General features: G+C 32.8%; 19 protein-coding genes. 11 read left to right on the forward strand and 8 right to left on the reverse strand.

The features are described 5' to 3' along the window. Window positions 1–308 precede the first annotated feature (308 nt). The 3 genes from PBN93_RS03420 to PBN93_RS03430 all read left to right on the forward strand — a co-directional run bounded on the left by PBN93_RS03420 (window position 309) and on the right by PBN93_RS03430 (window position 3,982). Window positions 309–2,804, forward strand: coding sequence for a zinc-dependent metalloprotease (locus tag PBN93_RS03420; protein ID WP_271081429.1), 2,496 nt, complete (start codon window positions 309–311; stop codon window positions 2,802–2,804). 329 nt (window positions 2,805–3,133) lie between these two features. After that, the gene (locus PBN93_RS03425) at window positions 3,134–3,313 is read left to right on the forward strand and encodes a hypothetical protein (protein WP_271081430.1); all 180 of its coding nucleotides are present in this window, start codon (window positions 3,134–3,136) and stop codon (window positions 3,311–3,313) included. 156 nt (window positions 3,314–3,469) lie between these two features. Continuing rightward, window positions 3,470–3,982 carry a hypothetical protein gene (locus PBN93_RS03430; RefSeq protein ID WP_271081431.1) on the forward strand — a complete coding sequence of 171 codons (513 nt, stop codon included), beginning with the start codon at window positions 3,470–3,472 and terminating at the stop codon, window positions 3,980–3,982. A 49-nt stretch (window positions 3,983–4,031) separates the two neighbouring features. On the opposite strand, the gene hemL is transcribed toward PBN93_RS03430, so the two are convergent. Genes hemL through PBN93_RS03450 form a run of 4 tightly spaced genes read right to left on the reverse strand, consistent with a single transcriptional unit; the run spans window position 4,032 to window position 7,404 of the window. After that, window positions 4,032–5,312, reverse strand: a complete 1,281-nt coding sequence (gene hemL, locus PBN93_RS03435; RefSeq protein ID WP_077398824.1) for a glutamate-1-semialdehyde 2,1-aminomutase — start codon at window positions 5,310–5,312, stop codon at window positions 4,032–4,034. Between the two features lie 9 nt (window positions 5,313–5,321). After that, window positions 5,322–6,164 carry a glucosaminidase domain-containing protein gene (locus PBN93_RS03440; protein WP_271081432.1) on the reverse strand — a complete coding sequence of 281 codons (843 nt, stop codon included), beginning with the start codon at window positions 6,162–6,164 and terminating at the stop codon, window positions 5,322–5,324. Continuing rightward, complete coding sequence (locus tag PBN93_RS03445) at window positions 6,157–7,062, reverse strand: 1-aminocyclopropane-1-carboxylate deaminase/D-cysteine desulfhydrase (RefSeq protein WP_271081433.1); 906 nt, start codon at window positions 7,060–7,062, stop codon at window positions 6,157–6,159. The genes PBN93_RS03440 and PBN93_RS03445 overlap by 8 nt, the downstream gene beginning before the upstream one ends. A gap of 12 nt (window positions 7,063–7,074) precedes the next feature. Beyond that, complete coding sequence (locus PBN93_RS03450; RefSeq protein WP_077398830.1) at window positions 7,075–7,404, reverse strand: hypothetical protein; 330 nt, start codon at window positions 7,402–7,404, stop codon at window positions 7,075–7,077. A gap of 167 nt (window positions 7,405–7,571) precedes the next feature. On the opposite strand from PBN93_RS03450, the gene PBN93_RS03455 reads away from it, so the two are divergent. From PBN93_RS03455 to PBN93_RS03465, 3 genes are all read left to right on the forward strand, one after another. Beyond that, window positions 7,572–7,739: a DUF5522 domain-containing protein gene (locus PBN93_RS03455; protein ID WP_161633467.1), complete on the forward strand. Its 168-nt coding sequence runs from the start codon at window positions 7,572–7,574 to the stop codon at window positions 7,737–7,739. Window positions 7,740–7,818: 79 nt separating this feature from the next. Then, window positions 7,819–8,373, forward strand: a complete 555-nt coding sequence (locus PBN93_RS03460; protein ID WP_077398832.1) for a DUF4136 domain-containing protein — start codon at window positions 7,819–7,821, stop codon at window positions 8,371–8,373. A 154-nt stretch (window positions 8,374–8,527) separates the two neighbouring features. Next, window positions 8,528–10,279, forward strand: a complete 1,752-nt coding sequence (locus PBN93_RS03465; protein ID WP_271081434.1) for an aromatic amino acid hydroxylase — start codon at window positions 8,528–8,530, stop codon at window positions 10,277–10,279. Window position 10,280: 1 nt separating this feature from the next. Here the strand turns inward: PBN93_RS03465 and PBN93_RS03470 are convergent, their stop codons facing one another. The 3 genes from PBN93_RS03470 to alaS are packed head-to-tail and all read right to left on the reverse strand — an operon-like array spanning window position 10,281 to window position 14,491. Beyond that, the gene (locus tag PBN93_RS03470) at window positions 10,281–10,907 is read right to left on the reverse strand and encodes a DUF4230 domain-containing protein (protein WP_271081435.1); all 627 of its coding nucleotides are present in this window, start codon (window positions 10,905–10,907) and stop codon (window positions 10,281–10,283) included. Window positions 10,908–10,909: 2 nt separating this feature from the next. After that, entirely contained in the window at window positions 10,910–11,866 is a 957-nt protein-coding gene (locus PBN93_RS03475; RefSeq protein ID WP_077398838.1) for a GSCFA domain-containing protein, read from the reverse strand. 9 nt (window positions 11,867–11,875) lie between these two features. Beyond that, window positions 11,876–14,491 (reverse strand): alanine--tRNA ligase, encoded by a 2,616-nt coding sequence (gene alaS / locus PBN93_RS03480; protein ID WP_271081436.1) that lies wholly within the window; start codon window positions 14,489–14,491, stop codon window positions 11,876–11,878. A 200-nt stretch (window positions 14,492–14,691) separates the two neighbouring features. Here alaS and PBN93_RS03485 point away from each other — a divergent pair, with 200 nt between their 5' ends. Genes PBN93_RS03485 through PBN93_RS03505 form a run of 5 tightly spaced genes read left to right on the forward strand, consistent with a single transcriptional unit; the run spans window position 14,692 to window position 17,852 of the window. Next, entirely contained in the window at window positions 14,692–15,669 is a 978-nt protein-coding gene (locus PBN93_RS03485) for a M23 family metallopeptidase (RefSeq protein ID WP_013620276.1), read from the forward strand. Next, on the forward strand, window positions 15,669–15,998 hold the full coding sequence (locus PBN93_RS03490; protein WP_013620277.1) for a MerR family transcriptional regulator: 330 nt from the start codon (window positions 15,669–15,671) through the stop codon (window positions 15,996–15,998). Before PBN93_RS03485 ends, PBN93_RS03490 begins: the two co-directional genes overlap by 1 nt. 39 nt (window positions 15,999–16,037) lie before the next feature. Continuing rightward, window positions 16,038–16,637: a LemA family protein gene (locus PBN93_RS03495; protein ID WP_077398841.1), complete on the forward strand. Its 600-nt coding sequence runs from the start codon at window positions 16,038–16,040 to the stop codon at window positions 16,635–16,637. Between the two features lie 8 nt (window positions 16,638–16,645). Continuing rightward, on the forward strand, window positions 16,646–17,083 hold the full coding sequence (locus PBN93_RS03500) for a TPM domain-containing protein (RefSeq protein WP_077398843.1): 438 nt from the start codon (window positions 16,646–16,648) through the stop codon (window positions 17,081–17,083). Next, window positions 17,064–17,852, forward strand: a complete 789-nt coding sequence (locus PBN93_RS03505) for a TPM domain-containing protein (RefSeq protein WP_271081437.1) — start codon at window positions 17,064–17,066, stop codon at window positions 17,850–17,852. Before PBN93_RS03500 ends, PBN93_RS03505 begins: the two co-directional genes overlap by 20 nt. Window positions 17,853–17,917: 65 nt before the next feature. Here PBN93_RS03505 and PBN93_RS03510 read toward each other — a convergent pair whose 3' ends face one another. After that, window positions 17,918–20,665 carry a TonB-dependent receptor gene (locus PBN93_RS03510; protein WP_271081438.1) on the reverse strand — a complete coding sequence of 916 codons (2,748 nt, stop codon included), beginning with the start codon at window positions 20,663–20,665 and terminating at the stop codon, window positions 17,918–17,920. Window positions 20,666–20,727 lie beyond the last annotated feature (62 nt).

Genomic DNA, 20,727 nt, shown 5'->3' on the forward strand with positions numbered 1-20,727 from the left:
AATCGACTAATTCAATCTTTCAAAGAGATTCCAAAATTCCTTTTTGATGTTGATTGTTATATAAATAGACGAAAAAATTCTTTAAAAGTTACAACAAACACAAAATTTTAACATATTTATAATTAAATCGTAATTTAATTAACAAATGTTAAGTTGTGTTAATAAAATACACAACCACCTAATTACCAATACATTAGTATTTCCACCTAAAAGACATACACTATGTATTGTTATGATATTATTAACATAGAATTAGGATTTTTTTGCAGTTATTTGTTTTTATTCAAATAAATTAACTCAAACTAACAATGATTAAAAGTTTACTCACCAAACTTCTATTGGTTGTTTTTCTAGTTGGCTCATTAACCAATTTAGAAGCTCAGTCTAAAAAGAAGAACAAGAAAAGCAAAAAAAATGCTAAAACTGAGGCTCCTGCCCCAAAACCAAAAAAGGGAGCAATACAACCTTACAATAAGGTAATTACAAAAGAGGCTAAAACAGACACTGGTCTTTTTAACGTACATACTGTAGACGACAAACGTTATTATGAAATTCCAGATTCTTTGTTTAACAAAGAAATGTTAATGGTAAGCAGAATAGCAAAAACAGCAACCGGATTAGGTTTTGGTGGCGGAAAAATTAACACACAAATGCTTCGTTGGGAGAAAAAGGACAAAAAAGTTCTTCTTCGTATTATGTCTACAAACATTGTTGCAGATGAAAAACTACCTGTTCATGAAGCCGTTATGAACTCTAATTTAGAGCCAGTTTTATATTCTTTTGATATTAAAGCTTTAAAAAAAGACTCTATTAACCCAGCTACTGTAATAGAAATTAATGATTTTTTTCAGAAAGATGTAAAAACTTTAGGCCTGCCAGAACGCAACAGAAAACAATATAAAGTTAGTCGTTTAGATGATAGCAGAAGCTATATTGAAAGTGTTAAAAGTTACCCTCTAAATATTGAAGCAAGACACGTAAAAACTTACTTTGCAGGTAATCCACCATCTAACTCTGCTCTAGGATCTATAACTATAGAAATTAATAACTCTATGATTTTGCTTCCTAAAAACCCTATGAAAAGACGTTACTTTGACGAACGTGTTGGTTGGTTTGCCCGTAGCCAAGTAGATTATGGTTTAGATGCACAAAAAAGTAAATCTGTTACCTATTTAGATCGTTGGAGATTAGAAGTTAAAGATGAAGATGTAGAAAAGTTTAAAAGAGGTGAACTTGTAGAACCTAAAAAGCAAATAGTTTATTACATAGACAGAGCTACACCAGAAGAATGGGTACCTTTTATTAAGCAAGGTATAGAAGATTGGCAAGTTGCTTTTGAAGCTGCAGGCTTTAAAAATGCAATTGTAGCAAAAACACCTCCTACACCAGAAGAAGATCCAGAATGGTCTGCAGAAGATGTTAGATATTCTGTTGTTAGGTATTTAGCTTCTCCTATTCCAAACGCAAATGGCCCTCACGTAAGTGACCCTAGAACTGGAGAAATTTTAGAGTCTGATATTAACTGGTACCACAATGTAATGACTTTATTACGTAACTGGTTCTTTGTACAAACAGCAGCTATTAACCCAGATGCTAGAGGCGTTGAGTTTAAAACTGAAGTTATGGGTAGATTAATACGTTTTGTATCTTCTCATGAAGTTGGCCATACCTTAGGCTTACCTCATAATATGGGAAGTAGTGTTGCATACCCTGTAGACTCTTTACGCTCTGCTTCTTTTACTAAAAAATATGGTACAGCACCATCTATTATGGATTATGCTCGTTTTAACTACGTAGCACAGCCTGGTGATGAAGGTGTTGCATTAATGCCTAACATTGGTGTTTATGATAAATATTCTATTAGCTGGGGTTACCGTCCTATTTTAGATAAATCTGCTAAGGAAGAAAAGAAAACTTTAGATAGCTGGATTTTAAAGCACGCTGGTGATCCTCTTTACCGTTTTGGAAAACAACAATTTGGTGTAATAGACCCAAGCTCACAAACCGAAGATTTAGGTGATGATGCTATGAAAGCTAGTGACTATGGTATTGCTAACTTAAAAAGAATTGTTCCTAACTTAATTAATTGGACAGCTGAAGATGGTAAGTCTTATGATGATTTAGATGAGTTATACGGACAAGTTTTAGGGCAATACAACAGGTATATGGGGCACGTATCTAACAATGTTGGTGGTGTTTATGAAAACTACAAAACATACGACCAAGAAGGTGCTGTATACACACACGTACCAAAAGAAAAACAAAAAAGAGCAGTTACCTTTTTGCACAAACAATTGTTTGCTACACCTACTTGGCTGTTAGACAACAACATTTTAAACAAAATTGAAAATGCTGGTGCTGTAGAGCGTATTAGAAGTACACAATCTAGAACATTAAACAACCTATTAGACACTGGTAGAATGGCTCGTATGATAGAGAACGAAGCTTTAAATGGCTCTAAAGCTTACAACCTAACTACAATGATGGCAGATGTTAGAAAAGGTATTTGGAAAGAGTTAAGCTCAGGAAGATCTATAGACACGTACAGACGTAACTTACAACGTGCATATATAGACCGTATGGAATATTTGATGACTAGCGACCCAAAATCTGCTACAGGTAGAGCAGCTAGGTATGGTACAGCCATAAATGTTAGCCAGTCTGATATTAGAGCCGTGGTTAGAGCAGAGTTGCAAACATTACAACGTTCTGTAAAATCTGCAGCTTCAAATTCTAACGGAATTAGAAGAGCTCACTTAAAAGATATTCAAGAGAGAATAGATGCTATTTTAGATCCTAAATAAGAAAAATTAACTTGGATTAAAGGCTGCAACTTTACTATGTTGCAGCCTTTTTATATGCAATTCACTTCATTACAGCTCACTACATATTTTTACATTTACACAACAATTAAATTACATACAGCACTTAAAATCATAAATAAAAATGCATTTCATCTATAAAATAATGCATTTTATCTTGTTAATTCAATTTTTTTAATATATTGCAGAGAACAAACAACAAAAAACAAGTGTTTCACCACTTAAAAGTGGTTGTTACGCAACAAGAGTTACAATTAATTAATTAACCTAGGTATCTTTGATATAGAACCGATATAAAAACCCCAAATCTTATGTCATATAAATTAAAAAGCTTAGCATATTTTTCTTGTTTAGTAGTTGCAATTTTTGCTTATGTACAGGTTGATAACGAAAACGTTTTAGAGGAAAATAAAAGTACCGTAGAACTTCATGAAATGGAAGACAACACAAACAGTAACAACTTAATTGTACAGTTATCTGAAGAAGAGTAAACGTATATATTTTATACAAAAAAAAGTCTAAGACCTTAAGGTTTTAGACTTTTTTTATGCCCTATATTTTATGTTAAAGTGTAGCCAAAATAGAAGTTCTAATTAAACTATTTTAAAAAATGATGGTCAAAATACCAAACAATAAAAAATAGTAATATGAAAAAAATAACTTTTATAATGGTTTTAATGCTAGGCGTTTTAACTATATCTGCCCAAGAAACACAGAAAGATTCTAAAGATGCAAAACACAAAATGCACAAGAGAAAAGATGGCAAAAGAGCTATGCACAGAATGGCAAAATTTACTCCAGAACAGAGAGCCATTTTACAGACTAAAAAAATGACACTTGCTTTAAATTTATCAGAAGATCAACAATCTAAAATTGAAAAGCTAAATTTAAAAAATGCTAAAATGTTTCAACAAAAAATTGAAGAAAGAAAAGCAAATAAAGGTGTTGATAAAAAATTAACTTCTGAAGAAAGGTTTGCAATGGAAAATGAAAAATTAGACCATCAAATAGCTCAAAAGAAAGCTTTGGAGAAGATTTTATCTAAAGACCAATATGCACAATGGAGTAAAATGCAAAAAAGAAGAACTCATTCTCCTGAAAAAAGAAAAATGCACAGGAGACAAATGATGATAAAAAAGAATAAGACCATGAAGTCTTAAAACAAAAAAGGAGCCATAAATGGCTCCTTTTTTTGTACTATCATTTTTTTTACAACTCTAAATCTTCAAGAGCAGCAATGGTATCATCTAAATCTTTGTATGATAATGCATCATTTAAAAAATAACTTTCAAAAGCACTTGGTGGTAAATACACGCCTTTGCTTAACATTCCGTGAAAATACTTTTTAAATGTATCGTTATTTCCTTTTGCCGAAGAGGCAAAATCTACAACAGGCTCATCAGTAAAATGAACAGAAATCATACTTCCAAACCTATTTATTTGGTATGCAATTCCTTTTTTATCTAAAGCCTTTTGTAAGCCGTTGTGCAAATACTCTGTTTTATCTGCTAAACTTCTAAATATATCTGGATTGTTATTTAACTCTGTTAACATAGCCAAACCGGCACTCATTGCTAAAGGATTACCACTTAATGTTCCTGCCTGGTAAACAGGACCATTTGGCGCTAAATAATCCATAATTTCATTACGAGCTGCAAAAGCACCAACAGGTAAACCACCTCCAATAACTTTTCCAAACGTTACAATATCAGCATCTATACCTAAAATTTCTTGTGCCCCACCTCTTCCTAAACGAAAGCCAGTCATAACCTCATCAAAAATTAACAAAATACCTTCTTTTGTACACAGCTCTCTTAAACCTGTAATAAATTCTTTAGACGGTATTATACAGCCCATATTACCTGCAACAGGCTCTATTATAATGGCTGCTATTTCTCCTTTATTTGCCTCTACTAATGACGTTACATTTGCTAAGTCATTATAATTAGCCAACAATGTATCTTTGGCTGTACCTTTGGTAACACCCGGACTATTAGGACTACCAAAAGTTACCGCTCCACTACCTGCTTGTATTAAAAACGAATCTGAATGGCCGTGATAACAACCTGCAAATTTTATAATTTTATCTTTTCCTGTAAAACCTCTTGCCAAACGGACAGCACTCATACAAGCCTCCGTACCACTGTTTACAAATCTAATTTTATCAATATTAGGCACCATAGAAACTGCCAGTTTAGCTAGTTCTGTTTCTATTTCTGTAGGCATCCCAAAAGACGTTCCTTTTTTTGCTTTTTCTATTACCGCGTTAATTACAGGATCATAAGCATGACCTAAAATTAATGGTCCCCAAGATGCTATATAATCTATAATTCTATTACCATCTTCATCATATAAATAAGCTCCTTTAGCTTCTTTAACAAAAATAGGTTCTCCTCCAACGGCATTAAATGCTCTTACAGGAGAATTAACGCCTCCTGGAATATATTTTTTTGCTTCAGTAAAAAGGGCACTGCTTCTTTTATAAATCATTTTTAAGATTTAATTTTTAGTATATTTTACAATAAGTTCTTGACCTATACGTAGGTTAGTGTTTTTTAAATTGTTTAGCTCCATTAATTCTGGCACACCCATAAAATACATTTTAGATATTGCATACAGTGTTTCACCTGCCTCTACCCTATGTTTTTTTACTACATACTCTTTGGGAGATTTAGGCACTGCTTTATGCTTACCATCAAATTTATGAAGATTGTATTTTTCTATTAAGTAAATTAATTTTTGTGGGTATTTAGGATCTGTAGCATAACCTGCCTTGCGCAAACCTTTTGCCCATCCTTTATAATCATTAACGTGTAAATCAAACAAAGAAGAATACCTACCTCTGGTTGTTAAAAACAAACTATGATCTCTAAAAGAGTACATTGGATGATTATATTTTCTAAAACACTCTCCTTTTTCATCATCATCATGATAATCAAAATCTCCTTCCCAACCCGTATGGCATTTAATACCAAAATGATTGTTGGTTTTACGAGCCAATTCTCCTTTACCAGAACCACTTTCTAAAATACCCTGTGCTATTGTAATGCTTGCTGGTATACCGTAAACTTTCATTTCATCTTGTGCTATTGCAGCAAATGTATTTATGTAATCTTCTGTATTTTCTATGGCAAAACTTACAAAATGCCCTTCATCTTTTGGCAAAGCATAAGGAGCATTAGCCTTATTGGTATTATTTTTTGGCGAAATCGTAGATACTTTTTTATGTGATTGTCTGGTCACGCTTCTTTTTGATTTACAACTAGTGTAAGAAACAAGTAGTACTAACAAGAATGTCTTATAAACTAATTTTAAACTATTTTTAGGTGTATTTTTATTCATTTATAAGTGGTAATTTTTTCTTTACTAATAAACTATTCATTCCTTTTATACCTTGTAATCCTCCTGTGTGTATTGCCACAATTTTAGTGTCAGGTGCAAAATAATTCTTTTGTACCAGATCTAAAATACCAAAAAGCATTTTACCTGTATATACAGGGTCTAAAGGTATATTGGTTGTTACTTTAAAAGAGTTTATAAAATTTATTAATTCTGATGTTACCTTGGCATAACCTCCAAAATTATAGCTATTTATAAGCTCCCAATTTGTATTGTTGGCAAATTTACAAATATCTTCTTTTAAAAAATCACCTTTTAACGCAGGAAAACCCAAAACTCTTTGGCTTGCATTACTTGCATTTATAATACCAGCTATAGTACCTCCAGTACCAACAGCACTACAAATTACGTTAAACATAGTATCTTTTGGAGTTAAAATTTCTTCACAACCTTGTACAGCCAACTCATTGGCACCACCTTCTGGCAAAATAAAACTATTAGGAAACTCTAGTTGTAAACTGGCTAAAAATTCTGTTGTATTTTTTTCTCTATAAGTTTGTCTGCTTACAAACTTAAACTCCATTCCGTTTTCTTTAGCAAATGCTAAGGTTGGATTTTGTTGCCACTTATCTGCAAGCTCCTCACCTCTAATAACACCAACGGTTTTAATACCGTTTTCTTTTCCTGCATAGGCCGTTGCTGCAATATGGTTAGAGAATGCACCGCCAAAGGTTACTATAGTTTGTGCTTTTACTTGCTTAACGTGCTGTAAATTGTACTTTAATTTTCTAAATTTATTTCCAGAGATAAAAGGATGTAGCATATCTTCTCTTTTAATATAGAGTGATATCTTTTTTTCTGATAAAATGGGTAAATCTACTTGCTGATTTAAAACTTTCACGTTTTATAATTTTCAGCGCCAAAGATATTTAATAAAACTGAAGGGTTTACGTTCATTTAAATAATTAGGATTATCTTCATTAAAATAAGCCTCACGCTCAAAACTAATATTTTGATACGCCTTGTAGCTATCCCAATAAAATAAACAACGTATTACAAACTCTAACAAATACACTACATAAAAAGGTAAAACTAAAAGTTCTAGCTGTTGCCTTAAGTGTATTTTTTCGTGATTAATTAAAGAGTCATCATCCCTTAGCGCATCACTCTTTAAAATTATAAAAGGCCATAAAGATAGGCCTACATAATTTTTTCTAAAGAAGAGTTTTGAAACTAAAATCATACGTACTTAATTAATTAACAATGTCAAATTTAACAACTTAGTACAGAAACTATACCATTTTTAAGACTTAAAACGATTAAAAACTATAAAACACCGACTACCAACTATTTTAACTTTTAACAACCAAGTATTTATGTTCTTAACATAAAACTCGTAATTTTACAAGTATGAAAAAAATTCTTCAACCCATAGAAGGCGACTATTATTTATCTGAAGAAGGTTACAGAGTATTTACAGAGCAATACCATAAAAGAAGAGGTTATTGCTGTGAAAGTGGCTGTAGACATTGCCCATATGGCTATAACGCCAAAACAAACAGCAGAAAAAAATCTTAAAATTTGCTCAAAAACAAGTAATTACAAAGTAACGGCACAATTTTTGTGTTATTAATACTAAACTAAAACATCAAAAAATATGAAAGCATTAAAAATGGCATTAGCACCAATATTTGCGTTGGTACTTTTTAGTTCCTGTTCCTCTGTACGCGTTTTATCTGACTATGATAAAGAAGCAAACTTTACTACTTATAAAACGTACGCTTTTTACAAAACTGGTATAGATAAGGCACAAATATCCGACTTAGACAAGAAAAGAATTTTAAAGGCTATTGATGCCGAAATGAGCTCTAGAGGTTTTGTAAAATCTAGTAATCCAGATATTTTAGTTAGTATTTTCACAAAAGAAAAAGAACGTGTAGATATTTACAATAATTACTGGGGCGGTGGCTTTGGTTGGGGTTGGAATCCTTACTATTTTGGTAATGGATTTAATAGAAGTAATGTTTCTACCAGCACAGAAGGATCTTTATATATAGACCTAATAGATGCAAAAAATAAAGAACTTGTTTGGCAAGGACGAGGTATTGGCTCTTTAAACAATATTAATAGTGTAGAAAAGAAGGAACAACGCATTAAAGAATTTGTCTCTCAAATACTAGAAGCTTATCCTCCGGCAATTGCATCTAACTAAAAAATAATAACCGCTAATATTAGCGGTTTTTTTTTGCTTTTATCTTTAGTTTTTTACTTGTTACGCATACTAATTTTAGACCAAATTAAACCTTACATTATTTTCCAATTTTGTATCTTTATTGCCTATTAGTAAATACCTAACATAACGTGCAATGTCTTACACAAGCAATTATATATTAGATAAACTACCAACGCATTTAAAGCAATACATAAAACCGCAAAATTATGAGGAGTACACTCCAATTAACCAAGCTGTTTGGCGTTACGTTATGCGTAAAAATGTAGATTATTTAAGCAAAGTTGCACATACATCTTACTTAGAGGGTTTAAAAAAGACAGGCATTTCTATAGAAAACATTCCTAATATGTACGGTATGAACCGTATTTTACAAGAAATAGGATGGGCTGCTGTAGCTGTAGATGGTTTTATACCACCTTCTGCTTTTATGGAGTTTCAAGCATATAATGTATTAGTTATTGCATCAGACATAAGACAATTAGAAAATATTGAATACACACCTGCACCAGACATTATCCATGAAGGTGCTGGGCACGCTCCTATTATAGCAAATCCTGAATATGCAGAGTATTTAAGACGATTTGGAGAAATAGGCTGCAAAGCAATATCTAGCGGAAAAGATTATGAATTGTATGAAGCTGTTAGGCATTTATCTATTATAAAAGAGGCTGCTGATTCTGATGAAAAAGAAATAGAAAAAGCAGAAAAACACGTTGAAGACTTGCAACAAAATATGGGAGAACCTAGTGAAATGGCGTTAATTCGTAATTTACATTGGTGGACTGTAGAGTACGGATTAATTGGCACCACCGATAATCCTAAAATTTATGGCGCAGGTTTACTATCTTCTATAGGAGAAAGCGCTTGGTGTATGACAGACCAAGTTAAAAAATTAGATTACTCTATTGAGGCTGCACACAAATCTTTTGATATTACGCAACCTCAACCTCAGCTTTTTGTAACACCAGACTTTGCTTTTTTAAGTCAGGTTTTAGAAGAATTTGCAAACACTATGGCTTTACGCACTGGTGGTTTAGATGGTGTAAACAAACTTATAGACTCTAATGCTTTAGGAACTGTAGAACTTAGTACGGGCTTACAAATTTCTGGCGTATTCACAAATGTGCTTACATACAAGGGCAAACCTACATACATACAAACTACTGGCAAAACTGCTTTGTCTTACAGAGAAAAAGAACTTGTAGGACACAGTACAAAACACCATGAAGATGGTTTTGGTTCTCCCATTGGCAAGCTAAAAGGTATTAACTTAGCCATAGAAGATATGAGTCCGCGTGACTTAAAAGCGTATAATATTTTTGAAGGGCAAAACATTACACTAGAATTTGTTGGTGGTATTAAAGTTGAAGGAAGTATAATTACTGGTACACGAAACCTTAAAGGAGAAATTGTACTAATTACTTTTGAAAATTGTACCGTTACACAGCACGAAACTGTATTGTTTAAACCAGAATGGGGTTTATACCATATGGCCGTTGGCGAAAATATAGTTTCTGCCTTTAACGGACCAGCAGATTTACATAGTTTTGATTTAATTACACATAGTATTACTGAAGAAACTATTAAACCCAAACAAACAGAAGCTACAACACTGCTTGAAAACTTATACAAACAAGTACGTGAGTTTAGAGAAGGAACCAACACTACAATATCTAGAAACAAAGTTTTTAAAGAAGTACAAAATAACTTCCCAACAGATTGGTTGCTACCTGTAGAATTGTATGAATTAGCCAAATCTAATAACGATGATGATTTTGCAGAAGAAATTGTAAATCACCTAGAAACTGTAAAACAAAACAACCCAAAGGTTGGTCATTTAATTGATGACGGTTTGGAGTTAGTTAATAAAAGTATGGTTGTTTAATTTATTGCAACTCTAACTCTTTAATAGCTTTTAATTCTTCCATTTTATTAATTGGATTGTCATTATATTTTAATGTCCACCCCAAAGAATTTGTTAGTACATAAAACTTAGACAGCTCACTTAAAAGTCTGTTTTGCGCATTTGTTTTTAAGGTAGACTTTTCAACTTTTTTAAGTAGTGATGCTTTTACGTTTTTCTTTATTTTATTATAATCATTAGCATCAAACTGATTTAAAAAGTCTGCGGTAACATCATAATACTCGTAATCTGGACTTATTTTTATTTCAGGCTCTGGTATGCATGTTATTTGCAACACCTTGTTTTCTTCATCAACCTTAAAAACAATTTTACTTAAATCATAAGCTACTGTAACATCTGCATTAACAACTACTAACGCTTTTTTCTCTGCTGTAATTAAGGGGCCAAAAAGCTGTTGAGAATCTTTGTAATTATACACCTCTGCAAAATGCCCCTCTGTAACTACTAGTTTAGATACGTTTTGTATTTGTTGCTGAATAAGCATTGAGTTTTCTTGCAAAATAGATTGTTCTTCTTTTTTATCTGAACACGTTTTAAATACAAGTAAAGCAACCAAAACAATTATAATTCCTACAAGGATTCTCTTCATAATTAAAAACTAATAAAAGGATATTCTTTTTGAAGATACGTAATTTTTTCTTGAATGTTTTTTAAAAATTTCTGATGTTCCTCTGATTGCGAATTAAAAGGTCTATGCTCTAACCCTCTTTGTACAGCGCCAACTTTTTTAGTAATTTCTAAGGCCTTTTTAGTTAACCAAACACTAGTAAACTTTTCCCAAATATAATCTACAGCTAATTTGCTTGGGTGCACCATATCTTCTTTGTAAAATCGATAATCACGTAACTCATCCATCATAATTTCATAACTAGGAAAATAAAAAGCATTACCTCTATTTTCTTCTAACTCTATAGTATTATGCACAGCAGTTAGCAAATGAGATTTACTACGCTGATTTTCTACAAAACCATCTTTTATATGCCTAACAGGAGACACAGTAAAAATAAACTTAGCATTGGCATTTACACTTTTTACCAATGAAATAAGCTCTTGCAAACTAGCCTCTATCTCTGTAACCGTTAACAATTGCTTTTTAAAGGCTTTTTGTGGCACTTTATGGCAATTTGCAACTACTTTATTTAACTCTAAATGTTTATACACCCAAGCAGTACCTAAAGTAATGACCACGTGTGTAGCAGTGTCTAAAATAGACTTAGTTTCTTTTACCGCAGCGTTTAAATTTTGTAATAGTTCTTGTTTTAATGGCGTACTTAAAACAGAATGAGCGTTGAAACTATGCCAACGCTCATTTTGTTTAAATATATCTTGTTCTGTGTATTCTTGTTCTAAAACTGCATTTTTTACCAACTGCGTTATTGCCTTTGGATGAAACAAAATACCAAACGGATTGGTTACAGCTTGCATTTTATGGTATGCAAATTTACCACCAATATGCTCTGCAAAACAGGATCCTAATAACAAGAGCTTACTAGAATAGTCTATTTGAAACTCACTGGGTTTAAGTGGTACTAATGTTTGCAGTTTCATACACTGTGTTTAGCTAATATAACTCACTGCTTTTTCTAATGCCTCTGCAATACCACCGGGGTTTTTACCACCCGCAGTAGCAAAAAACGGTTGGCCACCACCGCCACCTTGTATGTATTTACCAAGTTCACGTACAATAGTACCTGCATTTAAATCTTTCTCGCCTGCTAATTCTTTAGATATATAACAAGATAAGGTAGCTTTACCATTATTTTCTGCTCCAAAAAGCAAAAACATATTAGTAGCGTTTGCTCCTATATTAAAACATAAATCTTTAATACCTGCAGGATCTAAATCTACTTTTTTAGCTAAAAATTGCACGCCATTTACATCTTGTAACTCGTTAAGTAAATCGCCTTTTAAATTTTTAGCTTTATCTTTTAATAACTGCTCTATTTCTTTTTTAAGTTTGCTGTTTTCTTCCTGTAAAGAAGTTACAGCTTTTACAGGATCCTTAGCATTATTTAAAACTTCTTTTATATCTGTTAGAACCTCACTATTAGCTGCATAAAAATCTTTAACAGCATCAGAAGTTATAGCTTCTATCCTTCGTATTCCTGATGCAACTGCACCTTCTGACTTAATTTTAAAATGCCAAATATCTCCTGTGTTTTGTACGTGTGTACCACCACAAAGCTCTACAGACTGCCCAAAACGTATAAGCCTAACCGTATCTCCGTATTTTTCTCCAAACAAAGCCATTGCGCCTTCATCCAAAGCTTCTTGCATTGGTATGTTACGTTTTTCTTGCAACGGTAGGTTACCTTCTATTCTTGCGTTTACAAAATCTTCAACCTCTTTTAACTGCTCTGAAGTAACTTTAGAGAAGTGAGAAAAATCAAAACGTAAATACTTAGAGTGTACAGCAGAACCTTTTTGTTCTACGTGTGTACCTAAAATTTCTCTTAATGCTTGGTGTAATAAATGTGTAGCAGTATGGTTACTTGCTGTTCTTTGACGTTGTTTTACATCTACAACAGCCTTAAAAGTATCTGTAGTATTTTTAGGTAAATTTTTAGCAAAGTGAATAATTTCGTTATTCTCTTTTTTAGTATCTAATATGTAAACAACATCTCCGTTTTGTGCTTCTAAATACCCTTTATCACCTACTTGACCGCCTCCTTCTGCATAAAAAGGAGTAATATTAAAGACCAATTGATACTGTTCTCCATCTTTTTTAGAAGTAACTTTTCTGTATTTAACTAAACGCACATTAGTTTCTAAAACATCATACCCAACAAATTCCTGTTCTGCATCTTGCAAAAGCACTTCCCAATCTTCTTTAGATACCTCAGAAGCAGACCTAGATCTGTTTTTTTGTTCTTGCATTGCTGCATCAAACCCTTTTTCATCTAACGTATACCCACGCTCACTTAAAATAAGAGCAGTTAAATCTATAGGAAAGCCATAAGTATCATACAATTCAAAAGCTTTTCTACCATCTATAGTTTTAGAAGAAGCACTGTTTATTACGCTATCTAACAATACCAAACCTTGGTCTAGTGTTTTTAAAAAAGAATGCTCTTCTTCTTTAACTACATTTTCTATAAGTTGCTTTTGTTCTTTAAGCTCAGGAAAAGCATCACCCATAGTATTGGTTAATACATTTACTAATCTATACATAAATGGCTCTTTGGTATTTAAAAATGTAAATCCGTAACGTATAGCCCTTCTTAAAATTCTACGTATAACATAACCAGCCCCTGTATTACTTGGCAACTGGCCATCTGCTATAGAAAAAGCAACAGCTCTAATATGATCTGCAATAACGCGTATAGCAATATTTGCATCTTCGTTTTTATTGTATTCTGCGTTGGTAATTGTTTCTATTTCTCTAATTATTGGTGTAAAAACATCAGTATCATAGTTAGACTGTACACCTTGCATTACCATACACAAACGTTCAAAACCCATACCAGTATCTACGTGCTTTGCTGGTAAATTTTCTAACTCACCGTTTGCTTTACGGTTGTATTGCATAAATACAAGGTTCCAAATTTCTACAACCTGTGGGTGATCCATATTTACCAATTCTGCACCAGAAACTTTAGCTTTTTCTTCTGCAGACCTAATATCTACGTGTATTTCTGAACAAGGTCCGCAAGGCCCCTGATCTCCCATTTCCCAAAAGTTATCTTTTTTATTTCCAAATAGTATTTGAGACTCCGGAATAATTTTTTTCCATAAATCTAGCGCCTCTTGGTCCATCTCTAAATTATCCTTATCCTTACTACCTTCAAAAACAGTAACATATAAGCTAGATTCATCTATTTTAAAAACCTTAGTAAGTAATTCCCAAGCCCAAGTAATAGCTTCTTCTTTAAAATAATCACCAAAACTCCAGTTCCCCAACATCTCAAACATAGTATGGTGGTAAGTATCCTTACCTACCTCTTCTAAATCGTTATGCTTACCACTAACACGCAAACACTTTTGGGTATCTACTACCCTAGTGTCTTTGGCTTCGGTATTTCCAAGAAAAAATTCTTTAAACTGGTTCATACCAGCATTGGTAAACATTAAAGTAGGATCATCTTTAATGACCATTGGGGCAGAAGAAACAATTTTATGTGTTTTATTCTGAAAAAATTCTAAAAACTGAGATCTTATTTCTTGAGATTTCATCCGTTGCTATGTTTGTAAATTTAATTGGCAGTTACAGTTTTGTAAAAAACGCTATATTTAACCCAAATAACATATAATTATATGGCTTATACCACTCTAAAATGGTAAGCTTTTTATAAAATTAACTATTTCTGCAAAACAATTTTTATATTTGTTTGTTTTGATAAATTAAAAATGCAAAAATAGGATAAATTCCCTTTATGTCTCAAGTTAAATATTATTATGATCCAGACACACTATCTTACAGAAAGATAGAGCATAAAAAGTCTAAAAAATTTCGGAACGTTGCCCTAATGTTTATAGGTGCAGCCATATTAGGTTTTTTAGGTTTATTACTTCTATTAAACACAAATTTAGTAAACACACCCAAAGAGCTATCTTTACAAAGAGAGTTGCATAATTACGAGTTTCAGTTTGAGTTGCTTAACAAAAAAATGGAGCAAATGGAACAAGTTTTAGCCAATATAGAAGATAGAGACAATAATATTTATCGTTTATATTTTGAAGCTAACCCAATACCTGAAGAGCAAAGACGCGCTGGTTTTGGAGGTGTAAATAGATACAAATCTTTAGAGGGTTTTAATAACTCTGATATGATTATTGACGCCACTAAACGTTTAGAAATAATACAAAAGCAAATGGTAATACAGTCTAAGTCTTTAGATGAAATTACCAAACTTGCTGAAGAAAAAGAAAAGTTTTTAGAAGCAATACCTGCCATACAACCAATAAGTAATGAAGACTTAACACGTATGGCATCTGGTTATGGTTGGAGGTCCGACCCTTTTACCAAAGTACGTAAAATGCATTGGGGAATGGACTTTACCTCTCCAAGAGGAACTCCAATATACGCATCTGGTAACGGCACAGTTACAAGAGCAGATGCAAGTTCTACTGGTTATGGCAAACACATACGTATAGATCACGGATATGGCTATCTAACCCTTTATGCGCACTTAAGTAAATACAATGTTACTGCTGGGCAAAAGGTAAAACGAGGAGACCTTATTGGTTTTGTTGGTAGTACAGGTAGGTCTGAAGCTCCACACTTACACTACGAGGTTTGGAAAGATGGCGACAGAATTAATCCTATTAATTTCTACTACGGAAACCTTTCTGCTTTAGAGTTTGAAAACCTATTAAAACACGCAACTCAAGAAAATCAATCATTGGATTAATGCATATAGAGCTTCCAGAAAAAAGATATTACAGTATTGGCGAAGTAGCCAAAGCTTTTAACGTAAATACGTCTTTAATACGTTTTTGGGAAAAGGAGTTTGATGTTTTAAAACCAAAAAAAAACGCTAAGGGCAACCGTAAATTTACACCGCAAGACATTAAAAACTTGCAGCTAATTTATCACTTAGTTAAAGAAAGAGGTTTTACCCTAGATGGTGCAAAAACACACCTTAAAGAAGAAAAGAAAAAAACACTTTCTAATTTTGATATTATTACAAAATTAGAAAATGTAAAATCAGAGCTATTAAAAATTAAAGATCAACTATAACCATTAATTATAAATAAACTAAACACTAAAAACCTAACTATGAAAAAATTATTAATTGTATTTGCTTTTATTCTTGTATTAGTACTTGCTTTTGGCGCCTGGTATGTTAGCGCAAATAATACACTAGTAGAAATGAAAGGGCAAGCCGTTAAGCAGTGGGCAAATGTAGAAAGCTCTTACCAAAGAAGAAATGACCTTATTGGTAACTTGGTAAAAACAGTACAGGGTGCAGCAGACTTTGAAAAAAGTACTTTAACCGGTGTTATAAACGCAAGAGCTAAAGCAACGTCTATAAACATAGACCCCTCTAATATGACACCAGAACAAATAGCGCAATTTAGTAAAGTGCAAAGTGGTTTAACTGGCGCACTTAGTAAACTATTAGTTTCTGTAGAACGTTATCCAGAACTAAAAGCCAATAAAAACTTTTTGGAATTACAAGCACAAATAGAAGGTACAGAAAACAGAATAAACGTAGAGCGTAACAGGTTTAATGACATAGCCGGTGACTACAATATTCACATAGAAAAAATACCTACAAACATTATTGCTTCTATAGCTAATTTTGAACCTATGGCATTATTTAGTGCCGATGAAGGATCAGAAAAAGCACCAGACGCTAGTTTTGACTTTAAATAAACAACACTATGTCCAAGGTTGAAGAATTTTTAACCACCGCTGAAGAACAAGAAATTGTAGCTGCTATTGTAACCGCAGAGAAAAATACTTCTGGTGAAATTAGAGTGCATATTGAAGCTACAAGTAAAATAGACCATTACAAAAGAGCGCAAGAGGTGTTTCATTTTTTAAAAATGGATAATACAAAAGCCGAAAATGGAGTATTGCTTTACATTGCTGTACTTGATAAAAAATTTGTTATTTATGGCGATAAGGGAATAAACAATGCCGTACCTAAAGATTTTTGGAACACCACTAAAGATGCCATACAAGCTGAATTTACCAAAGGAAATTTTAAACAAGGAATTATTAATGGTGTTTTAAAAGCTGGAAAAGAATTAGAAACTCATTTTCCTTGGATACATACAGACACCAACGAACTTAGCAATGAAATATCCAAAGGCTAGTCTATTTTTATTATTTTTATTTGTTGCTAATTTTACTTTAGCTCAATATAAAATACCAGAAAAACCCCAGCTACAAACTAGTGTTTATGACTATGCAAAGCTTTTATCTACTACAGAAAAAAATAGCTTAGAGCGTAAACTTATTAGCTATTCTGATAGTACATCTACACAAATAGTTATTGCTATAATACCTAGTACAGAAGGTGAGAATATCACCTTTTTAGGGGCAGAATGGGGACATAAATGGGGGCTTGGCCAAAAAGGAAAAGACAACGGTATTTTAATTCTATTAGCTAAGAATGATAGAAAAATAGCTATAAATACGGGTTACGGTGTAGAAGGAAGATTACCAGACATTACAGCACACCAAATTATTAATAATGTAATTATACCAGAGTTTAAGACTGGTAGTTATTATAACGGCTTAAACTATGGCGCAGACGCCATTTTTAGTGCATTAAAAGGCGAATTTAAAGAAGACAGAAACCTTACTAAATTTCGATTAGAATCTTTTTTACCTTTTATTGTTTTCTTTATTATCATATTAATACTAATAAATAAAAAAAGAAACAACGGTGGTAATAACGGTGGCAACAGGTCTACGGGTATTGATTTATTAGATATTATAATATTAAGCAACCTTGGGCGCGGAGGTTCTTCTGGTGGTTTTGGCGGAGGCGGAAGCTTTGGCGGAGGCAGTACAGGAGGTTTTGGCGGAGGCTTTGGTGGCGGTGGCTTTGGAGGCGGTGGCGCTTCTGGAGGTTGGTAACAGAACAACAAACACAAAACCCTGAATAAAAATTCAGGGTTTTGTGTTTTCTATTATATTTTAAATTAAAATCTTCTTGGAGGCGGTGGTGGAGATGGCATTGCACCTCCAGTTTTACCTAAACTATTAAATTTCCAACTAAAGCTTAACATAAAATAGCGTTGCAGTACCGTACTTTGACTGTCTTGTATGTAGTTGCCTGTTGCTATACGCCTTGCATTTGTATTCTGGTTAAGCAAATCATACGCTTTTAAAGAAACTGTACCATTATTTTTTAAAATAGAATACGCTAAAGTTGTGTTCCAAAACCAAGCACTTTTTTGAAAACCTGGCCCCACGTTTGGGTTGTATGTATAGTTAACATCATTACGCCACTCTAACTTTTTAGGGACAAAAGTAGAAGTTCTAATACCCAAATTTTGATAATTAAAACTTTGATTACTAAACTGATCTAAATCAAACCTATTTTCTGTAAATGAAACCGAATATCTTGGTGTAATCTCCATGACATCTTTCCAATTAAAAGTAAGTTCTAAAGACGGATTAAACGAAGTATTGGTTGAGCTATACTTTACATTATTATTAAAGTTAATATTTTTACTAGCATTACCGGACAAACCAACCCCAAATTTTAATGTTCTTAAAGTATCTAACCTTTTTGTTTTACTTATAAAAAAGCTTCCTCGTCCACTATATCCTCCATTTACATTTGCATAAGTGGTTCTCCTAACAAAATCATCATCAATTGTGGTTTTGGCCACAACTTGGTTTTCACTAACATTAAAGCCTGCATAAGACCAAATGGTTAATCCTTTCTGAAAATTATGATTGTTAAAACCAAAAAACAAACTATGTGTTGTAGTAGGTTCCAAGCTAGGGTTACCAATAATGGTATTTAAGGGATCGTTTACATCCTCAAAAGGTTGCAATTGGTTTAAACTTGGTGTGTTATTATCTAAAGAATAACGCGCAAACATTCTAGACTTAGGATTAAACCTGTAAGTAAACCTAGAGTATAATTCTAAGGCCTCAAAATTACGTTTTAAGTTAAGCTCTGGTCTAAGTGCATCCTTATTTTCTAAAGTTCTGTAAATATAACTACCTCCAAAATTAAATCTAATTTTATCTTTTTTATAGTTTATTCTAATTCCGGGAGTACTTCTGTCGTTTTTATATTCAAAATCTGTACTTAATGCTTCATTAAAATTGGTAAACTCTTGTGTAGCCGTATTTAGGTCAAAAGTACTTTTTACATCTTCATCTTTATCGGACCTATAATCATACTTTAGATCTAAAGAAAGTGCTTCATTAACTAACGGAATCCTATAGGTAACACCTGTATTTAACGTTGATGTTTTTTGTTCTCCATTTGTAAATTGATCTCTAGTAATAGTTTCTGGGTTACTACCATATATTTCGGTTTGCGAGTTAAGAAAGTTTTCGGTGTTAGCCTCTCTAATACCGTGGGTAATACTTACACGTATAAAAGATCCTTTGGCTCCAAACCTTTTTGTAATATCTAAATCGTTTCTAAAATTATTTGTTGTACCCTCTGAAAATGAATTGGACTGAGATTCGTTTGTTACAAAATCATCATTGTCTCTAGACTCCTCCATACTTGCATTCATACTTGTATTTTTTCCGTAAGTGAATGAGGGTTCAAAATCTATACGTAATGTAGAGTCTAATTCTACTTCTAGTTCTAAATTAGCATCATGCTCATAATTATCTACAACAGAGTTAGACCTAGAGTCTGTAAAGTATCTAGAGTCTGGTAAAATATTTTCTCGCTGGCTAGCATTATCGTTTTCTGTATTACTTTCTTTATAAAAATAATCTGCAGAAAGTTCTACTTTATCACTTAGCTTATCTGTGTAATTAAGTCCTGCATTTTTAGAAGTTGTTATTCCACTGCCAGCACCGCCGCCGCCAACAATACTAAACATATTGCTTAGATCTCCAAAACTAAACCCTGCAGAGTTAATATTATTACCACCAAAAAGTACACTTACTCTTTGGTCGTTATCAAAAAAGTTAACCATTGCGGCAGCCTCATAACGCTCATCTGTACCGCCACCGGCAGAGGCTTTACCAAACACGCCTTTATTTTTATCTTCTTTAATGGTAAGGTTAATTGTTTTATTATCATTATCAGACTCCTCACCAGTAAAAGCTTGTGACTTCGTTTTAGTATCGGTAATTTGTACTTTTTCTATAATATCTTTGGTTAAATTACGCGTAGTAATTGTAGGGTCGTCACCAAAAAAAGGCTTTCCATTAACATAAATATTACTTACGTCATTACCGTTAATGGTAATTTTTCCATTTTCATCTACTTCAACACCTGGTAACTTTTTAAGTAAATCTTCTACATTAGCATCTTTCTTAGTTTTAAAAGAATTCACATTAAATTCCAAAGTATCCTTTTTAATTGTAACAGGAGCAGTAGCCTTTACAACCACCTCATCTAATAAGTTTTCATCGGGCTGTAAATTAATCTGTCCTAAATTAATTTTCTCTTTTGTTATTGTTAATCTCTTAGTATAGGTTTTATAGCCTATATATGAGATAAACATATTTAAAGTAGCATCATAAGATTTGCCTTCTAGCGAAAAAGCTCCGTTTTGATCTGTAATTGTATAGGTCACCAAGGAGCTATCCTTAACTCTTTGTAAATATACTGTGGCAGACTCTAATGGCTGATTATCATCTGCGGTTATAATGGTTCCAGAAATGGCAAACGGTTTCTGTTTAGATTGAGAAAAGCTAGTTAATGTGGTTAGCATTACTACTAGCGTTAAAAATAATTTCATTTAAGTTTTGCTTAGTTTGATAAAGACAAATGTAATTTTATCAAAAACTATGCTTCTTAAAG

The sequence above is a fragment of the Cellulophaga omnivescoria genome, from assembly GCF_027915275.1.
Classification (GTDB): domain Bacteria; phylum Bacteroidota; class Bacteroidia; order Flavobacteriales; family Flavobacteriaceae; genus Cellulophaga; species Cellulophaga omnivescoria.

What these genes read in the sequence shown, in the direction of transcription:
- PBN93_RS03420 (WP_271081429.1), top strand. Translation starts at nt 309, where the DNA reads ATGATTAAAAGTTTACTCACCAAACTTCTATTGGTTGTTTTTCTAGTT.
- PBN93_RS03425 (WP_271081430.1), top strand. Translation starts at nt 3,134, where the DNA reads ATGTCATATAAATTAAAAAGCTTAGCATATTTTTCTTGTTTAGTAGTT.
- PBN93_RS03430 (WP_271081431.1), top strand. Translation starts at nt 3,470, where the DNA reads ATGAAAAAAATAACTTTTATAATGGTTTTAATGCTAGGCGTTTTAACT.
- hemL (WP_077398824.1), bottom strand. Translation starts at nt 5,312, where the DNA reads ATGATTTATAAAAGAAGCAGTGCCCTTTTTACTGAAGCAAAAAAATAT.
- PBN93_RS03440 (WP_271081432.1), bottom strand. Translation starts at nt 6,164, where the DNA reads ATGAATAAAAATACACCTAAAAATAGTTTAAAATTAGTTTATAAGACA.
- PBN93_RS03450 (WP_077398830.1), bottom strand. Translation starts at nt 7,404, where the DNA reads ATGATTTTAGTTTCAAAACTCTTCTTTAGAAAAAATTATGTAGGCCTA.
- PBN93_RS03455 (WP_161633467.1), top strand. Translation starts at nt 7,572, where the DNA reads ATGAAAAAAATTCTTCAACCCATAGAAGGCGACTATTATTTATCTGAA.
- PBN93_RS03460 (WP_077398832.1), top strand. Translation starts at nt 7,819, where the DNA reads ATGAAAGCATTAAAAATGGCATTAGCACCAATATTTGCGTTGGTACTT.
- PBN93_RS03465 (WP_271081434.1), top strand. Translation starts at nt 8,528, where the DNA reads ATGTCTTACACAAGCAATTATATATTAGATAAACTACCAACGCATTTA.
- PBN93_RS03470 (WP_271081435.1), bottom strand. Translation starts at nt 10,907, where the DNA reads ATGAAGAGAATCCTTGTAGGAATTATAATTGTTTTGGTTGCTTTACTT.
- PBN93_RS03475 (WP_077398838.1), bottom strand. Translation starts at nt 11,866, where the DNA reads ATGAAACTGCAAACATTAGTACCACTTAAACCCAGTGAGTTTCAAATA.
- alaS (WP_271081436.1), bottom strand. Translation starts at nt 14,491, where the DNA reads ATGAAATCTCAAGAAATAAGATCTCAGTTTTTAGAATTTTTTCAGAAT.
- PBN93_RS03485 (WP_013620276.1), top strand. Translation starts at nt 14,692, where the DNA reads ATGTCTCAAGTTAAATATTATTATGATCCAGACACACTATCTTACAGA.
- PBN93_RS03490 (WP_013620277.1), top strand. Translation starts at nt 15,669, where the DNA reads ATGCATATAGAGCTTCCAGAAAAAAGATATTACAGTATTGGCGAAGTA.
- PBN93_RS03495 (WP_077398841.1), top strand. Translation starts at nt 16,038, where the DNA reads ATGAAAAAATTATTAATTGTATTTGCTTTTATTCTTGTATTAGTACTT.
- PBN93_RS03500 (WP_077398843.1), top strand. Translation starts at nt 16,646, where the DNA reads ATGTCCAAGGTTGAAGAATTTTTAACCACCGCTGAAGAACAAGAAATT.
- PBN93_RS03505 (WP_271081437.1), top strand. Translation starts at nt 17,064, where the DNA reads ATGAAATATCCAAAGGCTAGTCTATTTTTATTATTTTTATTTGTTGCT.
- PBN93_RS03510 (WP_271081438.1), bottom strand. Translation starts at nt 20,665, where the DNA reads ATGAAATTATTTTTAACGCTAGTAGTAATGCTAACCACATTAACTAGC.